This window comes from Caballeronia concitans (assembly GCF_001544615.1).
GTDB lineage: Bacteria > Pseudomonadota > Gammaproteobacteria > Burkholderiales > Burkholderiaceae > Caballeronia > Caballeronia concitans.
Genome location: NZ_FCNV02000020.1, coordinates 1 through 19,072 on the forward strand (window position 1 = coordinate 1; position 19,072 = coordinate 19,072).

At 63.6% G+C, this 19,072-nt stretch carries 18 protein-coding genes; 7 read left to right on the forward strand and 11 right to left on the reverse strand.

All coding sequences use genetic code 11. From position 1 onward, the window contains the following. Positions 1–216: 216 nt before the first annotated feature. Complete coding sequence (locus AWB72_RS26780) at positions 217–1,851, forward strand: NAD(P)/FAD-dependent oxidoreductase (RefSeq protein ID WP_040049994.1); 1,635 nt, start codon at positions 217–219, stop codon at positions 1,849–1,851. 97 nt (positions 1,852–1,948) lie between these two features. Here the strand turns inward: AWB72_RS26780 and AWB72_RS26785 are convergent, their stop codons facing one another. The 3 genes from AWB72_RS26785 to AWB72_RS26795 form a co-directional block, all read right to left on the reverse strand. After that, positions 1,949–3,490 (reverse strand): D-arabinonate dehydratase, encoded by a 1,542-nt coding sequence (locus AWB72_RS26785; RefSeq protein WP_040049995.1) that lies wholly within the window; start codon positions 3,488–3,490, stop codon positions 1,949–1,951. 9 nt (positions 3,491–3,499) lie between these two features. Continuing rightward, positions 3,500–4,780: an MFS transporter gene (locus AWB72_RS26790; RefSeq protein ID WP_040050055.1), complete on the reverse strand. Its 1,281-nt coding sequence runs from the start codon at positions 4,778–4,780 to the stop codon at positions 3,500–3,502. Positions 4,781–4,902: 122 nt separating this feature from the next. Continuing rightward, positions 4,903–6,033 (reverse strand): mannitol dehydrogenase family protein, encoded by a 1,131-nt coding sequence (locus AWB72_RS26795; RefSeq protein ID WP_040050056.1) that lies wholly within the window; start codon positions 6,031–6,033, stop codon positions 4,903–4,905. A gap of 264 nt (positions 6,034–6,297) precedes the next feature. Here AWB72_RS26795 and AWB72_RS26800 point away from each other — a divergent pair, with 264 nt between their 5' ends. Then, positions 6,298–6,996, forward strand: coding sequence for a FadR/GntR family transcriptional regulator (locus AWB72_RS26800; protein ID WP_040049996.1), 699 nt, complete (start codon positions 6,298–6,300; stop codon positions 6,994–6,996). Positions 6,997–7,044: 48 nt separating this feature from the next. Here the strand turns inward: AWB72_RS26800 and AWB72_RS26805 are convergent, their stop codons facing one another. Then, positions 7,045–7,365 (reverse strand): hypothetical protein, encoded by a 321-nt coding sequence (locus AWB72_RS26805; protein WP_040049997.1) that lies wholly within the window; start codon positions 7,363–7,365, stop codon positions 7,045–7,047. 387 nt (positions 7,366–7,752) lie between these two features. Between AWB72_RS26805 and AWB72_RS26810 the strand changes: the two genes are divergently transcribed. Further along, positions 7,753–8,619: a class I SAM-dependent methyltransferase gene (locus AWB72_RS26810; protein WP_052449818.1), complete on the forward strand. Its 867-nt coding sequence runs from the start codon at positions 7,753–7,755 to the stop codon at positions 8,617–8,619. Positions 8,620–8,622: 3 nt separating this feature from the next. Here the strand turns inward: AWB72_RS26810 and AWB72_RS26815 are convergent, their stop codons facing one another. Continuing rightward, complete coding sequence (locus tag AWB72_RS26815; RefSeq protein ID WP_040049998.1) at positions 8,623–9,177, reverse strand: DUF1415 domain-containing protein; 555 nt, start codon at positions 9,175–9,177, stop codon at positions 8,623–8,625. After that, the gene (locus tag AWB72_RS26820) at positions 9,174–9,833 is read right to left on the reverse strand and encodes a TetR/AcrR family transcriptional regulator (protein WP_040049999.1); all 660 of its coding nucleotides are present in this window, start codon (positions 9,831–9,833) and stop codon (positions 9,174–9,176) included. The genes AWB72_RS26815 and AWB72_RS26820 overlap by 4 nt, the downstream gene beginning before the upstream one ends. A 117-nt stretch (positions 9,834–9,950) precedes the next feature. Between AWB72_RS26820 and AWB72_RS26825 the strand changes: the two genes are divergently transcribed. After that, complete coding sequence (locus tag AWB72_RS26825; RefSeq protein ID WP_040050000.1) at positions 9,951–11,234, forward strand: MFS transporter; 1,284 nt, start codon at positions 9,951–9,953, stop codon at positions 11,232–11,234. An 86-nt stretch (positions 11,235–11,320) separates the two neighbouring features. Beyond that, complete coding sequence (locus AWB72_RS26830) at positions 11,321–11,917, forward strand: nitroreductase family protein (RefSeq protein ID WP_040050058.1); 597 nt, start codon at positions 11,321–11,323, stop codon at positions 11,915–11,917. Positions 11,918–11,924: 7 nt separating this feature from the next. On the opposite strand, the gene AWB72_RS26835 is transcribed toward AWB72_RS26830, so the two are convergent. Next, positions 11,925–13,376: an MFS transporter gene (locus AWB72_RS26835; protein ID WP_087128983.1), complete on the reverse strand. Its 1,452-nt coding sequence runs from the start codon at positions 13,374–13,376 to the stop codon at positions 11,925–11,927. A 218-nt stretch (positions 13,377–13,594) separates the two neighbouring features. Between AWB72_RS26835 and AWB72_RS26840 the strand changes: the two genes are divergently transcribed. Continuing rightward, the gene (locus AWB72_RS26840) at positions 13,595–14,845 is read left to right on the forward strand and encodes an Hsp70 family protein (protein ID WP_040050001.1); all 1,251 of its coding nucleotides are present in this window, start codon (positions 13,595–13,597) and stop codon (positions 14,843–14,845) included. A gap of 63 nt (positions 14,846–14,908) precedes the next feature. Here the strand turns inward: AWB72_RS26840 and AWB72_RS26845 are convergent, their stop codons facing one another. Continuing rightward, a complete protein-coding gene (locus tag AWB72_RS26845; RefSeq protein ID WP_016346375.1) occupies positions 14,909–15,112 on the reverse strand; it encodes a cold-shock protein in 204 nt (67 codons plus the stop codon). Between the two features lie 448 nt (positions 15,113–15,560). Between AWB72_RS26845 and AWB72_RS26850 the strand changes: the two genes are divergently transcribed. Next, positions 15,561–17,153, forward strand: a complete 1,593-nt coding sequence (locus AWB72_RS26850) for an APC family permease (protein WP_087128981.1) — start codon at positions 15,561–15,563, stop codon at positions 17,151–17,153. A gap of 92 nt (positions 17,154–17,245) precedes the next feature. Here AWB72_RS26850 and AWB72_RS26855 read toward each other — a convergent pair whose 3' ends face one another. The 3 genes from AWB72_RS26855 to grxD form a co-directional block, all read right to left on the reverse strand. After that, positions 17,246–18,031: a DODA-type extradiol aromatic ring-opening family dioxygenase gene (locus AWB72_RS26855; protein ID WP_040050003.1), complete on the reverse strand. Its 786-nt coding sequence runs from the start codon at positions 18,029–18,031 to the stop codon at positions 17,246–17,248. A gap of 96 nt (positions 18,032–18,127) precedes the next feature. Further along, positions 18,128–18,727 (reverse strand): UbiX family flavin prenyltransferase, encoded by a 600-nt coding sequence (locus tag AWB72_RS26860; protein ID WP_040050004.1) that lies wholly within the window; start codon positions 18,725–18,727, stop codon positions 18,128–18,130. Positions 18,728–18,736: 9 nt separating this feature from the next. Beyond that, a complete protein-coding gene (grxD, locus tag AWB72_RS26865) occupies positions 18,737–19,048 on the reverse strand; it encodes a Grx4 family monothiol glutaredoxin (protein WP_040050005.1) in 312 nt (103 codons plus the stop codon). Positions 19,049–19,072 lie beyond the last annotated feature (24 nt).

Below are 19,072 nucleotides of genomic sequence, written 5' to 3' on the forward strand. Positions count from 1 at the left end.
GACCGTGAAACGACTCCACGCCGATGATAGTGCGGATTGCCCGTGTGAAAGTAGGTAATCGTCAGGCTCCTCATGCAATAAACAAAAACCCCACCCCTCAAAGGTGGGGTTTTTGCGTTTCAAACGCGCTTCGCTTCTGGCGTCAGTTCAGCGTGCAAGGCTTGCGCGCTAGAATCCCACATCGAAATTCCGCACGGCTGTTGCCATCGAGTCCCCATGCTACGTCTCAGCGAAATCAAGCTCCCGCTCGATCATCCCGATTCGGCTATCGAACCGGCTGTCATCGCGCGTCTCGGCGAAATCGGTGTGGCGGCCGATGAACTCGTGCACTTTCACGTGTTCCGTCGCGCGCACGATGCTCGTAAGCGGGCGGACATCAAGCTCACGTACATCATCGATGTCACGCTCAAGGACGAGGCCTCCGCGCTTGAACGTCTCAAAGCTCGTCCGCATCCGCATTGCGGCGTCACGCCGGACATGGCTTACCGCTTCGTGGCCAAGGCGCCCGAGCGCTCGACCATGCAGCGTCCTGTCGTCATCGGCATGGGGCCGTGCGGGCTTTTTGCCGGGCTGATCCTGGCGCAGATGGGCTTTCGGCCGATCATCCTCGAACGCGGGAAAGCCGTGCGCGAGCGCACGAAGGACACGTGGGGGCTGTGGCGTCGTAACGAACTGAATCCTGAATCGAACGTGCAGTTCGGCGAAGGCGGAGCCGGCACGTTCTCCGACGGCAAGCTCTACAGCCAGATCAAGGATCCCAAGCACTACGGCCGCAAAGTGCTCGACGAGTTCGTCAAAGCCGGCGCGCCCGACGACATTCTCTATCTGAGCCGGCCGCATATCGGTACGTTCCGGCTGGTGAGCATGGTCGAGAAGATGCGTGCAACGATCCACCAGCTCGGCGGCGAAGTGCGCTTTCAGCAACGCGTCGAGGACATCGATATCGACGGCGGCAAAGTGCGCGGCCTGCGTCTGTCGACCGGTGAGACCCTGCGCTGCGATCATGTCGTGCTCGCCGTCGGTCATAGCGCGCGCGATACCTTCGAGATGCTGCACAACCGCGGCGTCTACATGGAGGCCAAACCGTTTTCGCTCGGGTTCCGCATCGAACATCCGCAGGGCGTGATCGACCGCGCTCGTTTCGGCAAATTCGCCGGTCACGAACGACTGGGCGCAGCGGACTACAAGGTCGTGCATCACTGCAGCAACGGGCGCGCCGTCTACAGCTTCTGCATGTGCCCGGGCGGAACGGTCGTGGCGGCGACATCGGAGCCGGGGCGCGTCGTCACCAACGGCATGAGCCAATATTCACGCGCCGAGCGCAATGCGAATGCGGGCATCGTCGTCGGCATCACGCCGGAAGATTATCCCGGCGGCCCGCTGGCCGGCATCGCGTTTCAAAGGACGTGGGAAGAGCGCGCGTTCGAGCTTGGCGGCGGCGATTACAGCGCGCCCGGTCAGCTCGTCGGCGACTTCATCGCGGGGCGCGCATCGACATCGCTCGGCTCCGTGCAGCCTTCGTACAAACCGGGCGTCAAGCCGACCGATCTCAGCACGGCGCTGCCCGACTACGTGATCGACGCGATCCGCGAGGCGCTGCCCGAACTGGACAAGAAAATTCCCGGCTTCGCGATGCACGATGCGGTGCTGACCGGCGTCGAAACGCGGACGTCATCTCCGCTGCGAGTGCGGCGCAAGGACGACTATCAGAGCGTCAATGTCGATGGTCTCTATCCGGCAGGGGAAGGCGCGGGCTACGCTGGCGGGATTTATTCGGCGGCGATCGACGGCATCGAAGTGGCCGAGGCCGTCGCGCTGAAAATGATGGCGGAGTATTCCGCGACGCTGTGATGCGTGGCTTTGGAACGCCACGGCGAGCGAGTTAACCAGCATCCGGGCGGAAGAAGCCGAACTACGTGCTGCCACCGCCCGGAGCACAGCGGAAGCTTCAGGTCACCACACCCACTTGCCAGGGCACGAACTCGTTCTGGCCGTAGCCGTTCAACTCGCTCTTCGACGCCACGCCGGACGCGCAATCGAGCATCATCTGGAAAATCTGCTCGCCGAGTTCGTCGATGGTCGCGGTGCCGTCGATCACGCCGCCGCAGTTGATGTCCATGTCCTCTTCCTGCCGATCCCACAACGCGGTGTTCGTCGCGAGCTTCAGTGAAGGCGAGGGCGCACAGCCGTAAGCCGAGCCGCGTCCCGTCGTGAAGCAGATGAGATTCGCGCCCGACGCGACTTGCCCCGTCGCGGACATCGGGTCGTAGCCGGGTGAATCCATGAAGACGAAGCCCTTCGCGTCGATCCGCTGCGCGTACTCATAGACTTCGACGAGATTCGTCGTGCCGCCCTTGGCGACCGCGCCGAGCGACTTTTCGAGAATCGTCGTCAGCCCGCCCACCTTGTTGCCCGCCGACGGATTGTTGTCCATCGCCGCGCCGTTGCGCTCGCAATACTGCTCCCACCACTTGATGCGCGCGAGCAGCTTTTCACCGACTTCGCGGCTCACCGCGCGCCGCGTGAGCAGATGTTCGGCGCCGTACACTTCGGGCGTTTCGGAAAGAATCGCGGTGCCGCCGTGACTCACGAGCTTGTCGACGGCTGCGCCCAGCGCGGGATTCGCCGAAATGCCTGAATAGCCGTCCGAGCCGCCGCACTGCAGTCCGACGATCAGATGCGACGCCGGAACAGGCTCGCGCTGCACGCGATTCGCGTCGGCGAGCATTTCCTTCACCATCGCGATGCCGCGTTCGATCGTCTTCTTCGTCCCGCCGCTGTCCTGAATGGTGAAGCTGCGCAGCCGTTCGCCGTCCTTCAGTCCACTCGATTCGAGCACGCCGGCGATCTGATTCGTCTCGCATCCCAGCCCGACGAACAGCACCGAATGGAAGTTCGGATGCACCGCGTAACCCGCCAGCGTGCGCCGCAAAATGCCCAGGCCTTCGCCCTGCATGTCGATGCCGCAGCCGAGACCATGCGTCAGCGCGATCACGCCATCGACGTTCGGGTAATCCGCGAGCACTTCCGGATGCACGTCGCGCCGGAAGTAATCGGCGATCGCGCGCGCCACCGTCGCCGAGCAGTTCACGCTCGTCAGCACGCCGATGAAATTGCGCGTCGCCACGCGGCCATCGTCGCGCCGAATGCCCATGAACGTCGCGGGCGTATCGACGAACGGCGTCGGATGCTTGTCGATGCCGAATTCGTGCTCGCGCGCGAAATCGGCCATCGACAGATTCTGCGTATGCACGTGCTGACCGCGCGCGATCGCCTCACGCGCCACGCCGATGATCTGGTTGTAGCGCTTAACGGGCTCGCCCGCGGCGATGTCGCGCGTCGCGATCTTGTGCCCCGGCGGAATCAGCCCGGTGACGACGAGATCCTCCGACGCGATACGCGCGCCGGAGACGAGCTGACGCGTCGCGATCACGACGTCGTCGTTGGGATGCAGCCGGATGACCGCATGGTCGGTGGATGTGGTGGACATGATGGTTTCTTAGATCGTGGACGGTGCGCGCCGATCGTCCAGCGCGTCCCTGTCGGCTTGATCCAGCGGCTCGATCTTGCCGACAAGGAAAAGATAGCTGAACGCGCCGAGGAAGCAGAAGCCGCCCGCGACACACAGCGGAATGACGAACGAACCCTTGGTGATCGCGAGCATCACGCCGGTGAACGTCGTGATGACGATACCCGCGAGATTCGACGCGAAGTTCTGGATGCCGCCGATCGACGCGACGTGATCCGGCGTCGGAGCGACGTCGCTCGGCAGCGACCAGATGCTGGCGGCCGCGAACGCGAGGCTCGCATAGGCGATGCCGAAGAATGCGAGCATCAGATAGATGTTGGTCACGAACGCGCAGAACGTGATGACCGACGACATCAGCATGCCGCCGACCATGCAGGTCTTGCGCGCGGCGGTGAGGCTCCAGCCGCGCTTGAAGAGCGAGTCGGAGACGAAGCCGCCGAGCCAGCCGCCGGGAATCGACATCAGCGCGGGAATCGTGCCGAGCGTGCCGAGCGACTTCAGCGAGAACCCGTGCGCCTGCACCAGATAGCTCGGGAACCACGTGATGAAGAAATAGATGACGAAGTTCAGGCAGAAGAAGCCGAGCATCATGCCCCACAGCGTGCGGTACTTGAAGAGCGAGCCCCACGACACTTTGTTCTTCGGCGCGACCGGGACCGGCGCGACATCGGTTTCGCCCGTCAGATCGCCCTTCGACTTGTTACGGTAGATCAGGAACCAGCCGAGAATCCACACGAAGCCGATCACGCCCGTGATGATGAACGACGCTTCCCAGCCGAACGAGCTGATGATGAACGCGACGACCGGAATCGACAGCGCCGAGCCCACGCGCGAGCCCGAATCGAAGATGCTGGTCGCGAACGCGCGCTGCGATTTCGTGAACCATTGCGACACGAGTTTCGCGCACGACGGATACGCGCCCGCTTCGCCGATGCCGAGCATCAGCCGGCAGCCGAACATGCCCGCGACGCTCGTCGCGACGGCGGTGAGCGCCGTGAAAACCGACCACCAGCCCACCGCGAGCGGCAGCGCGATGCGCGCGCCGACGCGATCGACGAACCAGCCGAACGGCATCTGCATGAGCGCGTAGCTCCAGAAGAAGCCGCTCAGGATGAAGCCCATTTCAGCCGGCCCGATGCCGAGGGCTTTTTCGATCTGCGGCGCGGCAACCGCCAGGTTCGCCCGATCGATGTAATTGATCGCGATGGCCAGAAAGGCCAGAAATATCACTACCCAACGCATTTTCCGCATCGTCTGTCTCCTCAAGAAGCGGCACTTCGTGTATTCGGCCCGCGCGCGCTCGTGACGCGACGGGTCGTGTTTAAGAAAAATGGAACGCGCGTTCCGCTCTGCCGGCGGAATCGCGTGACGGTTCAGGTTGCGTTCGCTTTCAGTGCGTCGCACAGGCGCTTCTGCTCGATATCGAGCTTGAACTCGCGCGCAAGATCGATGACCGGCTGAAAGCGCCGCGTTTTTTTCTTGTCGTGATTGCGCGCGATGTCCGAAAGCCGGTGCACGAGAAACGGGTTCTCGAAGCGATCGCGCACGCTCGCCAGATATTCGGTCGCGACATCGTGCTGGCCGAGCGCCGTGAAGACCGGCAACACTTCATCGCGCCAGACGGCTTCGAGCGGCTCGCGGAAGGCAGGATCGCGCATCGCGTCGAGGACGGTCATGTCGGCCGCGCCGCCGCGCGCACGCCAGATTTCGGCGAGCATCGTGTGGCCGAGATTCAGCAGCAGCAGCTTGAGCCGTTCGTAGTGCGCAAGATCGTCCGTGATGACGATGTCCTCGTGCTCGCACGGCAGCACCATGCCCGCCTGCCGCTCGATAGCCCACAACGCGTAAGGCTCCGCGATCGCGCCGACCGGCTGGATCGGCTCCGACACGATGCGGTCGACGAGCGAATTCACCCAGACGCAGTCGTTCGTGAGATAGCCGATGAACGCGTCGTCCGCGTTCCATTTGCGCGCGATGCCGCACACGAGATCGCGCAGCGTGTCGCCGTTTCGCGAGATCAGTTCGCACGGCAGCAGCGTGATCGGTGCGGCGCCGGCGCGAAAGCGCGCGTGCAGCAGCACCGCGAGCTTGGCCGCGAAGCCGCGCGGCGTGCGTTGTCCGTCGAGCAGATCGGCGGTGTCTTCGTCGAAGAGCGCGTAGCCTGCGTCGGCGGTATTGGAAACGATCACTTTTACATCGCGCTGTATCCGTTGCAGCAGGAGCGGCCAGTCTTCGTTCGCGTGCAATGCTTCGGTGATCGAATCGCATTCGACCGTCATGTCGATCGTCTCGTCGCGACGGCGTCCGCGAATGCGCACCGGATAGCGCTTGTTCGCCTTCAACGCGTCCGTGCGCGCGCGGCTGTCCGCGCTCGACGTGGTCTGCACGACGGTGATCTTGCCGAGCGCGCTCGCCGGATCGCGCCGCGCCGCTTCGGTGACGAAAAAGTCCACGTGCGCTTGCAGGAAGCGGCTCGTGCCGAACTGAAGGATCGGATTGCTCATGATGGCGTCGCTCGCCGCCGCGTCAGGCACGGACGTGCCACGGCGGCGAAAGTTGTATGTGGTTCGTGACGGCCTGGAAACGGTTCCAACCCGATGCAAAAAAATTGGCCGCGTGGCCTTACCAGATTGCATACTAGTGGGTCGCATCGAAATTGGTCAAGCCACTTGTAAGCGGGGAAAATCGTCGAAACGCCCGCCACACGGTGCGCCAACCCTCCGCCTGATTACAATTCACGTTTTCCCCGAGCCTTGAGGAGCACGCCCGTGAGTGTGAAACCCGCCGAAACGCGCCGTCTCTACCTGCAGATCGCCGACACATTGCGCGGCATGATCGGTCAGAAGGACTTCGCGCCGAACGGCCGGCTGCCATCGGAACGCGAGCTTGCGCAGACGCTGGGCGTATCGCGGCCATCGGTGCGCGAGGCGCTCGTCGCGCTGGAGCTGGAAGGGCGCGTCGAGATTCGCATGGGCTCGGGCGTATATATCTGCGCGACGCCGACGGTCAAGCCGCCCGCGAGCGAGGCCGAGCTTGGCGAGAGTCCGATCGAGATCATGAACGCGCGCGGCGTGATCGAAGGCGCGATTGCGGCGAGCGTCGCGCCGTTCGCGAAACCGAAAGCGCTGAAGGCGCTGCGGGCCGTCTATGAAACGATGGCGCGCGAAGTGGAAAGCGGCCAGATACCGATGAGCGCCGACCGCGCGTTTCACATTGGCATCGCGCAGATGTCCGGCAACGACGTGCTGGTGCGCACGGTGGGCGCGCTATACGACGAGCGGCACAGTCCGCTGTCGTCCACGCTGCGAGGGCATTTCGAAGGGGAAGAGACGTGGGCTGCCGCGCTGATGGAACACCGCGAGATTCTCGAGGCGCTCGAAGCGCGCGACGCCGTGCAGGCTCAGGCCGCGATGCAGCGGCACATGCGCAATTCCGCGGCACGTCTGATGACGCGGCGCAAAGGCTGAAACCGGCGCGTCCTCGGAAGACGGGCCGGCTTCGGGAGACCGGACGGGTCAGCCCGGATAGGCTTCATCCACCTTCAGGCCCGCGAGCTTGAAGATCACGCGCAGCGTCTGCGGCGCGATCTCGCGGCGCGACGCGAGCGTCGTCAGGACGAAGTCCATCACCTTGGCGTACTTGAGCATCGTGAGGCACGTTTCGATGTCGGTGGAGCCGTCGCGCATCGACTCGGCGAGTCGCAACATCTCCACGGAAATCTCTCGCGCCATCTCAAGCTCGAGTTGCTGCTTTTCGCTCCACGCGGGCATTGCCGTCAGTGTCGCGAGCATCTCCTGAAACTGTTTTTCTGCTTTCTTGTCCGGGATCGCATCCATCGCCGTCCTCTCTTGATCATGGCGCCGGCGAGTCGCATCGCCGCGCTGTGCGTTAGCTGTTACGTAACGGAACCGGACGCGGTGACGACGCGCACTGCGTGTCGAGACGCGGCTCGTTACTGACTATTGGTGCTGCATGCTGCATGGGCGCGTGGCAGCCAGTGACCACGCTCTTGTGCCGTCTGTAACAATGGCCGCATTGCCAAACGTTGCACGATTCGTTCCATGCGCTGGTCGTATCGCATATGCCGGATGATTCGATGGCCGGAACAAGCAGCGTCTCTGCGCTTTTGGGTAAACTTCCTCTTTTGAGACGGCAGAACCAGCGGTTAGCGCACATTCAGCGCGAACATGCTCCGCTTTTCATTCACCAGTCACCTGATCACGATGGCCAAGAAGTCCACAGCGTCGGCTCCGGGCGCGCCCGATCCGTCCAACAAACACGAAATCCGTCCCGGTCAGTCGATCGAACTGCTGAAGGAACTGCACATCCTCACGCGTGACGGCAAGATGAACCAGGACAGCCGCCGCAAGCTGAAACAGGTCTATCACCTGTTTCAGTTCATCGAACCGCTTCTGTCCGATGTGCATCAGCGCCAGGGTTCCGTATCGCTCGTCGATCACGGCGCGGGGAAGTCATACCTCGGGTTCATTCTCTACGATCTCTTCTTCAAGTCTCTGCGCGATCGGTCACACATCTATGGCATCGAGACGCGAGAGGAGCTTGTACAAAAATCGGAAGAATTGGCGACGCGCCTGGGCTTCGACGGCATGTCGTTTCTGAATCTGTCGGTGGCCGAATCGATTGACTCGAATTTATTGCCGGATACGGTCGATATCGTCACCGCATTGCACGCATGCAATACCGCAACCGACGACGCCATCCACTTCGCTCTGCAGAAGAAGGCGAAATACATCGTCGTCGTGCCGTGTTGTCAGGCGGAAGTCGCGTCGGTGCTGCGCAAGAATAAGGGACACGCGCTGTCGAAGAACGTGCTGACCGAAATGTGGCGGCATCCGCTGCATACGCGCGAATTTGGGAGCCAGATCACAAACGTGTTGCGATGCCTGCAACTCGAATCGCACGGCTATCAGGTAAGCGTGACGGAACTCGTCGGCTGGGAACATTCGATGAAGAACGAACTCATCATCGCCCAGTTCAAGGACTTGCCGCGCGGCCGGCCGGCGCAGCGGCTTTCGGACGTGCTCGAAACGCTCGGCCTGGAAGAATTGCGCGAGCGTTTCTTCGCTTGATGTTCACTGCTTGTCCATCCAAGCCTTGAAGCCGTCGAGACCCAAGCGGCGCAGCGTTTCGATGTTGCGCTCGTAGATATCGGCGGCATCGGGAAAGGCGGCGACCGCGCGATCGATGCTCGCCTCGCGAATCAAATGGAAGATCGGAAACGGGGCGCGATTCGTGTAGTTGTCGATATCGTCGGGTTCGGTGCCGTCGAACTGATAGTGCGGATGAAAGCTCGCGATCTGCAGATCGCCCGCGAGTCCCAAATCGTTGAGCAGGCGGTCGGCGAAGAAGAGGGCGTCGTTGTAATCGGTGAAGTCGGGGAACGCGTGCGGCGTGATGAAAAGCGTCGTGTCGATGTTCTCGGGATCGCTCTCATGCAATAGCCGCAATTCGTCCGCCAGTTCGACGACCACGTCTTCCACGTTGCGCGCGTCGCTGACGGCGTAGCGGATCTGTCCCTTCACATGCACGCTCTTGGCGAACGGGCACAGATTAAGGCCGATCACCGCGCGCGTGAGCCAGTGCTGTGTGGCCGCGATCACTTCGTCGCGGGTGCGTGCGTCCATCATGAGTTTTCCTGAATTCCGTCGTTGATGCGGTCCGGCGCACACGCCGCGTCGATCAACGTTCGCGCGATGCGCGGCGCCGCACACAGCGGCCCGGAGCCTGGGCCATAAGTCTGACTGGTCGCGTAGATGCCGTCGATCAGCAGCGCGAGCGATTCTGCCAGTTCCCGCGGATTTTTCGCGCCCGCCGCCTGCGATATTTCGATGAAACGCGACATCACATAAGCCTTGTTCCGTTCGACGAGTTGCCGCGCCGGATGCGCCGGATCGCCGAACTCGCACGCGACGTTGACGAACGGGCAGCCGCGATAATCCGGCGCGGACGCGCGCCTCACCAGATCCTCGAACACTTGCACGAGCTGTTTCGACGGCGCTTCGGGGTGCTTCGCAACGCTCGCTTCGAAACGGCGCCGAAAGCCGTCGTCCATGCGTTCCAGATACGCGACGACGAGCTCGTCCTTCGACGCGAACTGCCGATAAAGGCTCATCTTGTTGACGCCCGCGCGCTCAACGACGGCATCGACGCCCACCGCGCGAATGCCCTCGCGATAAAACAAGGCCTGCGCCGCGTCGAGCAGTTGCTCCTGCGCGGTCGCGGCGTCGGTCCGAACCTGGCGGCGAGCCGTGGATTTCGGCTGATCGGCGGATGATCGTGTCAAGGCGGTTCCTTCAAATGTGCGTCGGCCTTGACATGTTACCGATCGGTAACTAAGCTCGCAACTCTGATGTGACAGAGCGGTCACGATCCAAACGAAAGATAACGAACCGGAGCGACGATGAACTGGGTAGCGAGACGGCTGAACGGCCGGATGCATTACGGATGGGTCGCGGTTGGCGTCGTGTTTCTGGTTCTGCTCGCGGCCGCCGGCACGCGCGCGACGCCGAGCGTGATGATGTTGCCGCTCGAGAAGCAGTTCGGCTGGTCGCGCGGCACGATCTCGCTCGCCATTTCCGTCAATCTCGCGCTGTACGGCTTGACCGGCCCGTTCGCCGCCGCCGCGATGCAACGCTTCGGCGTCCGTCCGACGGTGCTCGGCGCGCTCGCGACGCTGGCCGCCGGCGTCGGCCTCTCGTCGATGATGACCGCGCCGTGGCAAATGGTGCTCGTCTGGGGCGTGATGGTCGGCGGAGCGACGGGCGTCGCGGCGCTCACGCTGTCGGCGACAGTGGTGAATCGCTGGTTCACGACGCATCGCGGCCTGGCGATGGGCATTCTCACCGCGAGTTCGGCGACCGGCCAGCTCGTGTTCCTGCCGTTCCTCGCCTCGCTTTCGGAGCATCACGGATGGCGGCCGGTGGTGTTCGTCGTGGCGGCGGCGACCGCGCTCGTGCTGCCGCTCGTCGCGTGGCTCTTGCCCGAGCGGCCCGCCGATCTCGCGCTGCGCCCCGTCGGCGAAACGGCCGACGCGCCGGCCGGCCCCGCGCCCGCGCCGAAAAATCCGATCAAGGTGGCGTTCGGCGCGCTGGCATCGGCGAGCAAGACGCGCGATTTCTGGCTGCTCTTCTTCAGCTTCTTCGTCTGCGGCGCGAGCACGAACGGCTACGTCGGCACGCATCTGATCGCCATGTGTTCTGACTACGGCATGACGCAGGTGCAAGGCGCGACGCTGCTCGCCGCGATGGGCATCTTCGATTTGTTCGGCACGACGCTCTCGGGCTGGCTCTCCGACCGCTTCAACGCGCGCGTGCTGCTGTTCTGGTACTACGGTCTGCGCGGACTGTCGCTGATTTATCTGCCCTATGCGTTCGGCATCGATTTCTTCGGTCTGCCGCTCTTCGCCGTGTTCTACGGTCTCGACTGGATCGCCACCGTGCCGCCGACCGTGCGCCTCGCCACCGATGTCTACGGCAAGGAATCCGCGCCGATCGTGTTCGGCTGGATCGTCGCGGGGCATCAACTCGGCGCGGCGTTCGCGGCGCTCGGCGGCGGCATGCTGCGCTCGAGCCTCGGCAGCTACACCGTCGCCACGATGATCTCGGGCAGCCTGTGCCTCGTCGCGGCAGTCGCGGTGCTTCGCATCAACCGCGCGCGGCGCTCGGTGGGCGTCGCTGCGACCTGACGCATCCTTGTTCTATGCTTGTCGTCGAAGCGGCGCGCTTTTGCGGAAGCGCGCCGTTCGCCTTTCAACCGAACGAGGAATCCGCCATGAGCGCAAAACCCGCTCCGACCGATGTCGACATACACGAACTGATCGCCGGCCGATGGAGTCCGCGCGCGTATGCCGACAAGCCCGTCGATCGCGCGCAGTTGCATCAACTGCTGGAGGCGGCGCGCTGGGCGCCGTCGTCGAATAATTTGCAGCCGTGGCGGTTTGTCGTGTTCGACCGTCATCGCGATAAAGCCGCGTTCCAGCGCGCGTTCGATACGCTCGCGCCGTCCAACCAGAAGTGGAACGCGAGCGTGCCGGTGCTGATCTGCGTCGCGGCGTCCACGCTCACGCCGAAGGGCGAGCCAAACCGCACGGCGGCTTACGACACCGGCGCGGCGTCGATGGCGCTCGTGCTTCAGGCGCACGCGATGGGACTCGCCACGCACCAGATGGGCGGCTTCGACCGCGACGCGTTCCGCGCGGCGTTCGCGATTCCCGAAGACGCGCAGTTGATCGCGATGATCGCGATCGGGCATCACGGCGACGCGAGCCAGCTCGACGAAGCGCTGCGCGAGCGCGAAGCCGCGCCGCGGGCGCGTCGGGCGATCGGCGAAACCGCGTTCGACGGCGCGTGGGGCGAGGCGTTCGAGTGAACGCGCGTCAGGCTTCGTCGGCGGCGGAAAGCGGGCGCGCCACGTCTTCCAGCGACCTGCGTTCCGCCGCGACGCCCCAGATGCCCGCCACGACCGCCGCAGCCACCATTAGCCCCGAGCCGATCAGATAGCCGACGAACACCGCGCCGCGCTCGTGCGTGTCGATGAGCCGCCCGAACAGCGTCGGCCCGATGATGCCGCCGAGCGCCGTGCCGAACGCATAGAACACGGCAATGGCGAGCGCGCGGATCTCGAGCGGAAACGTCTCGCTCACGGTCAGATAGGCGGAACTCGCCGCCGCCGACGCGAAGAAGAAGATCACCATCCACGCGGCCGTCTGTGTCATGACGGTGAGCATGCCTTGCGTGAACATCCAGCCGCTCAGCGTCAGCAGCACGCCCGAAATGCCGTACGTGAACGCGATCATGCGTCGCCGGCCGAGCACGTCGAACAGCCGGCCGAGCACGAGCGGACCGAGGAAGTTTCCGGCGGCGAACGGCAGCACATACCAGCCGATGTGATCGCCCGGCACGTGATAGAAGTCCGTCAGCACGAGCGCGTAGGTGAAAAATATTGCGTTGTAGAAGAACGCCTGCGCGGTCATGAGCGTCAGGCCGACGAGCGAGCGCTGCCGATGCGCGTTGAAGAGCGTATGCGCGACTTCCTTAAGCGGCGTGTGTTCGCGCGCATGCAGCCGCAGCGGCTTGACGGGCGCCTCGGCGATCAGGACGCCGTGCTCGTGGAAATGCGCTTCGATTTCCTCGACGATCCGCCGCGCTTCGTCCGCGCGATTGTGCGTGATGAGCCAACGCGGGCTTTCCGGCACCCACATTCGCATGAAGAGGATGGTGAGCCCCAACGCCGCGCCGATCAGGAAGCACGCGCGCCAGCCCCAGTCGGGCGGCAACATGCCGGGATCGAGCAGCACGATCGACCCCGCCGCGCCGATTCCAGCGCCGACCCAGAACGTGCCGTTGATCGCGAGATCGGTCCAGCCGCGCAGGCGCGCGGGCGTGAATTCCTGAATCGTCGAATTGATGGCCGTGTATTCCCCGCCGATGCCCGCGCCGGTCAGAAAGCGAAACAGCACGAACGAAGCGAGATTCCACGAGAACGCGGTCGCGGCGGTCGCGGCGACGTAGAGAAAGAGCGTGATGAAGAAGAGTTTGCGGCGCCCGAGCCGGTCCGTGAGCCAGCCGAACCCGAGCGCGCCGAGCACCGCGCCCGCGATATACGCGCTCCCGGCGATACCGACATCGGCGTTCGAAAACTGGAGCGCGGGACTCGTCTTCAGCGCGCTCGCGACGGCGCCCGCGAGCGTGACTTCGAGCCCGTCGAGCAGCCAAGTGACCCCGAGCGCCGACACGATCAGCGTATGAAAGCGGCCCCACGGGAGGCGGTCGAGCCGCCCCGGCAGGTCGGTTTCGATGATCTCCGGCCGATCGTCCGGCGTTTCCATCGAACGATTCTCATGCGGTGCGGTGGTCTCGTTCATATCCGGAGCGTCGATGGTCGGAAACGTAGCGCGGCGAGCAAAGCGCATTCCGCTTTGGTGGGATCAATGTGCCGGGTTATATTTATCTTTTCCGCGATTGATGCGCCGCGCTGGACGTGTTAAAAACGCCGTCCACGATTTTTTGATACGCGGCGTTGCCCCGCGACGCCGCCGCGACTCCCATGACTTACTGCGCGATCGATTTCGGCACGTCGAATTCCGCCGTTGCCTTGCCCGACGGCCTGCGGATGCGGCTCGCGCCCGTCGAGGGCGACGCGACAACGCTGCCGACCGCCGTCTTCTTCAACACCGACGAGAACAATCAGTCTTACGGCCGTGCGGCGCTGGAAGCGTATATCGACGGTTTCGACGGCCGTCTGATGCGCTCGATGAAGAGCATTCTCGGTTCGCCGCTCGCGGACAACGTCACCGATCTCGGCGACGGCTCGGCCATCAAATATACCGACGTCATCACGCTGTTCCTGCAGCATTTGAAGCAGAAGGCGCAAGCGGTGGCCGCCGAGCCGCTGACGCGCGCGGTCCTGGGCCGCCCGGTGTTCTTCGTCGACGACGATCCGCGCGCCGACCGCATGGCGCAAAAGCAGCTCGAAGCGTGCGCGCATGCCGTCGGCTTCGGCGAAATCCAGTTTCAGTATGAACCGATTGCCGCCGCGTTCGACTACGAAGCGCGTCTCACGCAGGAAGGACTCGTGCTCGTGGCGGATATCGGCGGCGGTACGTCGGACTTTTCGCTCGTGCGCGTGGGGCCGGAGCGCGCGCGTCATCTGGACCGCAAGGGCGACGTGCTCGCGCACCACGGCGTGCACGTGGCCGGCACGGACTTCGACCGGCGCGTCGAACTCGCGACCATTCTGCGTCAGCTGGGCTATCAGGCGCTCGACCCGCAGGGCCGCGAGGTGCCGAATCGCGTGTATTTCGATCTCGCGACGTGGCATCTGATCAATACGGTCTATGCGCCGAAGCGCGTCGGCGAGTTGCGGCTCATGCGTCACCTTTACGTGGAGCCGCGTCATCACGACCGGCTGATGCGCGTCGTCGATCGCCGGCTCGGGCACGCGCTGACCGCGCACGCGGAAGAAGCGAAGATCGACGTATCGGCGGGCGGCGTGACCGAAATCGACCTGGAGGAAATCGAGGAAGCGCTGCGCGTGCCGTTCGACGAGCAGCAATTGATCGATGCAGGGCAGGACGAGACGCGGCGTATCGTCGAGACGGCGCTCGAGACGGTGAAGCGCGCGGGCGTCGGCGCGGCGGATGTCGGCGCGGTCTATTTCACCGGCGGCACCACCGGCCTGCGCTTTCTGTCGGATGCGCTCGCGGCGGCGTTTCCGGGCGCGCAGCCGGTGTTCGGCGACCGGCTCGCGAGCGTCGCGACCGGACTCGGCATTTACGCGCAGCGCGTATTCGCCTGATAAATTCGGCGCACCAATGCAAAAACCCCGCATGCGCGGGGTTTTTTCTTGAACTCAGCAGGCTTAGGCCGGCTTGATGTTCGCAGCTTGCTTGCCCTTCGGGCCAGTCTTCACTTCGTAGGTCACCTTCTGGTTTTCCTGAAGCGTCTTGAAGCCTTCGATGCGGATTTCCGAGAAGTGCGCGAACAGATCTTCGCCGCCGCCATCCGGGGTGATGAAGCCAAAGCCCTTTGCGTCATTGAACCACTTGACGGTACCGGTTTCCATATTACTTATTCCAAAAAATTTGATGATTAAGGCCGAAGCCAGGGGTGCATGAAAATCAAGGAAGGGGCAATGGGACCAACCGGAGTACCGTAATGGCGAACTACGAAAGAACCACTTCACTCGCCACTTGAAATCCTGCAAGAAGGTTTATACGGCGAAACCATTTCGCGGTCAAATAATATCCGACCAGTCTGAGGGGGTTTTTTTGAGACAGGTTGCCGATCCTTCCAGGACCGACTTTTCCGCCCGCCGTTCGTCACCTGCCCGTTAAAAAAGCGTGTTTCCTGACTGACTGCACTGCATTAGAAAGGTGCAACCGTTAAACTACGCGCCTCGTTAGAGGGGTTGCACCAGCGTCGCTGGATCGCCGGTACGGTTGCCGGCATCCTGGCGGGCGCGGCTTGCCGTGTTCGACTCGCGGGCGACGCGAGACATTGGAGAAGGATAAGTGAAGAGTTCGATACAAAGAAATATCGGGCCGTTGGCGCTCATGCTGACCGGCCTTGGATCCATCATCGGTTCGGGGTGGCTGTTCGGAGCCTGGAAAGCATCGCAGATTGCGGGTCCCGCTGCGGTTTGCGCCTGGGTGATCGGCGCGGTCGTCATCCTGGCCATCGCGCTGACGTACGCCGAACTGGGCGCGATGTTCCCCGAATCCGGCGGCATGGTGCGTTACGCGCGTTATTCGCATGGCGCGCTCGTCGGTTTCATCGCGGCGTGGGCGAACTGGATCGCCATCGTGTCGGTGATTCCGATCGAAGCGGAAGCATCGATTCAATATATGAGCACCTGGCCCTACGACTGGGCGCACGCGCTCTTCGTGAACGAGACGCTGACGACGAGCGGCCTCGCGCTGTCCGCGCTGCTCGTGATCATCTACTTCATGCTCAATTACTGGGGTGTGAAAGTGTTCGCGCGCGCGAACACCGCCATCACCATCTTCAAGTTCCTGATTCCTGGCGCGACCATCGCCGGTCTCGTGTTCTCGGGATTCCATGCGGAGAACTTCGGCACCGCGTCGAACTTCGCGCCCTACGGCTGGCCGGCCGTGCTGACGGCGGTGGCGACGAGCGGCATCGTGTTCAGCTTCAACGGCTTCCAGAGCCCGGTGAATCTGGCGGGCGAAGCGCGTCATCCGGCGCGCAGCGTACCGTTCGCGGTCGTCGGATCCATCCTGATCGCGCTCGTGATCTACGTGCTGCTGCAGGTCGCGTATATCGGCGCGGTGAACCCGGGCGATGTCGCGCAGGGCTGGAAGCACTTCCACTTCGCGTCGCCGTTCGCCGAACTGGCGATCGCGCTGAACCTGAACTGGCTCGCCGTGCTGCTCTACATCGACGCGTTCGTCAGCCCGAGCGGCACCGGCACGACCTACATGGCGACGACCACGCGCATGATCTACGCGATGGAGCGCAACAACACGATGCCGAAGATGTTCGGCAACGTGCATCCGTTCTACGGCGTGCCGCGTCAGGCAATGTGGTTCAACCTGATCGTCGCGTTCATCTTCATGTTCTTCTTCCGCGGCTGGGGCACGCTCGCGGCGGTCATTTCGGTGGCGACGGTCATTTCGTATCTGACCGGCCCGATCAGCCTGATGGCGCTGCGCCGCTCCGCGCCTGATCTGGAGCGTCCGTTGACGCTGCCGCTGATGGGCGTGATCGCGCCGTTCGCGTTCGTGTGCGCATCGCTCGTGCTGTACTGGGCGAAGTGGCCGCTGACGGGGCACATCATTCTGCTGATGGTCGTCGCGCTGCCGGTGTACTTCTACTTTCAGGCCAAGACGGGTTTTGCCGGCTGGGGGCGCGATCTGAAGGCGGCGTGGTGGCTGATCGGCTATTTGCCGTCGATGGCGGTGATGTCGCTCATCGGCAGCAAGGAATTCGGCGGAAGCGGGCTGCTGCCGTACGGCTGGGACATGGCCGTGGTGGCGGTGCTGTCGCTGATCTTCTACTACTGGGGCGTGCACACCGGTTATCGCACGGATTACCTCACCGAGCGCGAAAGCCGCGACGACATTCTTCATGAAGTCGGCGCGTAAGCTGCCCCGGTTCTAGCGACCGCTGCAAGAACGGAAGCCCGCCTGAGCGATCAGGCGGGCTTCTTTCTTTTCAGGTCTTGTCCAGGCGACGTTCAGGCGTCCGTGAACACATAGTTCGTCATGGCGAGCGCCCGCTGGAATGTGCCGAGCGACTGCACGTCCAGCCGATAATCGTCCGCCGCCGCGCCGAGCGCGCCGAAGACCGGTAGCAGATGCTCGTCCGTCGGATGCATCAACGCTGCGTGCGGCGCGCGCGCGCGGTAATCGAGGAGGGCGTCGATATCGCGTGCGGCGAGGCGCGCTTCGAACCAGTCGGTGAATTCGGCGACGCGCGGGTCCGCATCTTCCGGGCGCGCGCTGAAATCGGCCATGCGCAGATTGTGCGTGATCTGCCCGGAACCGACGATCATCACGCCGTCATCGCGCAACTCGCGCAGCGCCCGGCCGACGCGAAAGTGATGCGCAGGGTCGCGGCGCGGCTGAATCGAAAGTTGCGCGACGGGCACGTCGGCGTCGGGGAACATGAGCAGCAGCGGCACCCACGCGCCGTGGTCCAGCCCGTGAATGGTCGTCGCGGCCGCGATGCCGTCATCGCCGAGCAGCGCGGCGGCGCGTCTCGCGACATCCGGCGCGCCCGGCGCGGGATAGCGCAGCTCATACAGCGCGCGCGGAAAGCCGTAGAAATCGTGGATGGTCTCGGGACGCTCCGCGATGCTCGCGGCCGGATCGCCGGTGCCCCAATGCGCGGACAGCATCAGAATGGCGCGGGGGCGCGGCAAGGTCGCGGCGAGCGACGCGAATCCGGCGGACGGCATCGACGGGTCGATGGGCAGCGTCGGCGCGCCGTGGGAAATGAAGACGGTGGGAAATCGGCTCATGGCAGCGATCCAAAGGTTGATGCCATGAATGTACGGCTTGCGGCACCGTTTATAAACGGCGGTGCAGGCAATGAATTGTGTCCGTGCAGTTGCTAATTAGTCGGTTTCGCCGCGCATTCCTTGCCACGCAGCCGCCACAGGCTGTGCAACGCCAAGCAGATCGACGACGCGCGCGACCGTGTGATCGACCATTTCGTCGATGGACGCGGGCTTGTGATAGAACGCCGGCAGCGGCGGGAAGATCACGCCCCCCATTTCCGTCACGGCCGTCATGTTGCGCAGATGCGCGAGGTTGAACGGCGTTTCGCGCACGAGCAGCACGAGCCGGCGACGTTCCTTGAGGACGACATCGGCGGCGCGGGTGATGAGGTTGTCGGAGAGACCGTGCGCGACGCTCGCGAGCGTGCGCATCGAACACGGCGCTACGATCATGCCTTCCGTCGCGAAAGAGCCGGACGCGATGCTGGCGCCGACATCGCGCGGATTGTGGACGACGTCCGCGAGCGCGTGGACGGCGGCTTTATCGAGATCGAGTTCGTGCTGGATATTCAGCCAGCCGGCGGCCGAAACGAGCAGATGCGTTTCGACGCCGCCCAGACGGCGCAGCGTCTCGAGTAGACGCACGCCGTAGATCGCGCCCGAAGCGCCGGTAATCGCGACGATCAGCCGTCGTTTTGCGGCGGCGGGCGCATTCACGTGCGACGCTCAGGCAGCGGCGAAGAGCTGCTGCAGTTCGCCCGACTGATACATCTCCATCATGATGTCCGAGCCGCCGATGAACTCGCCGTTCACGTAAAGCTGCGGAATGGTCGGCCAGTTGGAGAATTCCTTGATGCCCTGGCGGATGCCGTCGTCTTCGAGGACGTTCACCGTCATGATCTGATCGACGCCGCACGCCTTCAGCACCTGAATGGCGCGGCCGGAGAAGCCGCACATCGGGAATTGCGCCGTGCCTTTCATGAAAAGGACGACCGGGTTTTGATCGACGATCTGCTTGATGCGTTCTTGCGTATCCATGGCGTTCCTGCGCTTGAATGTCGG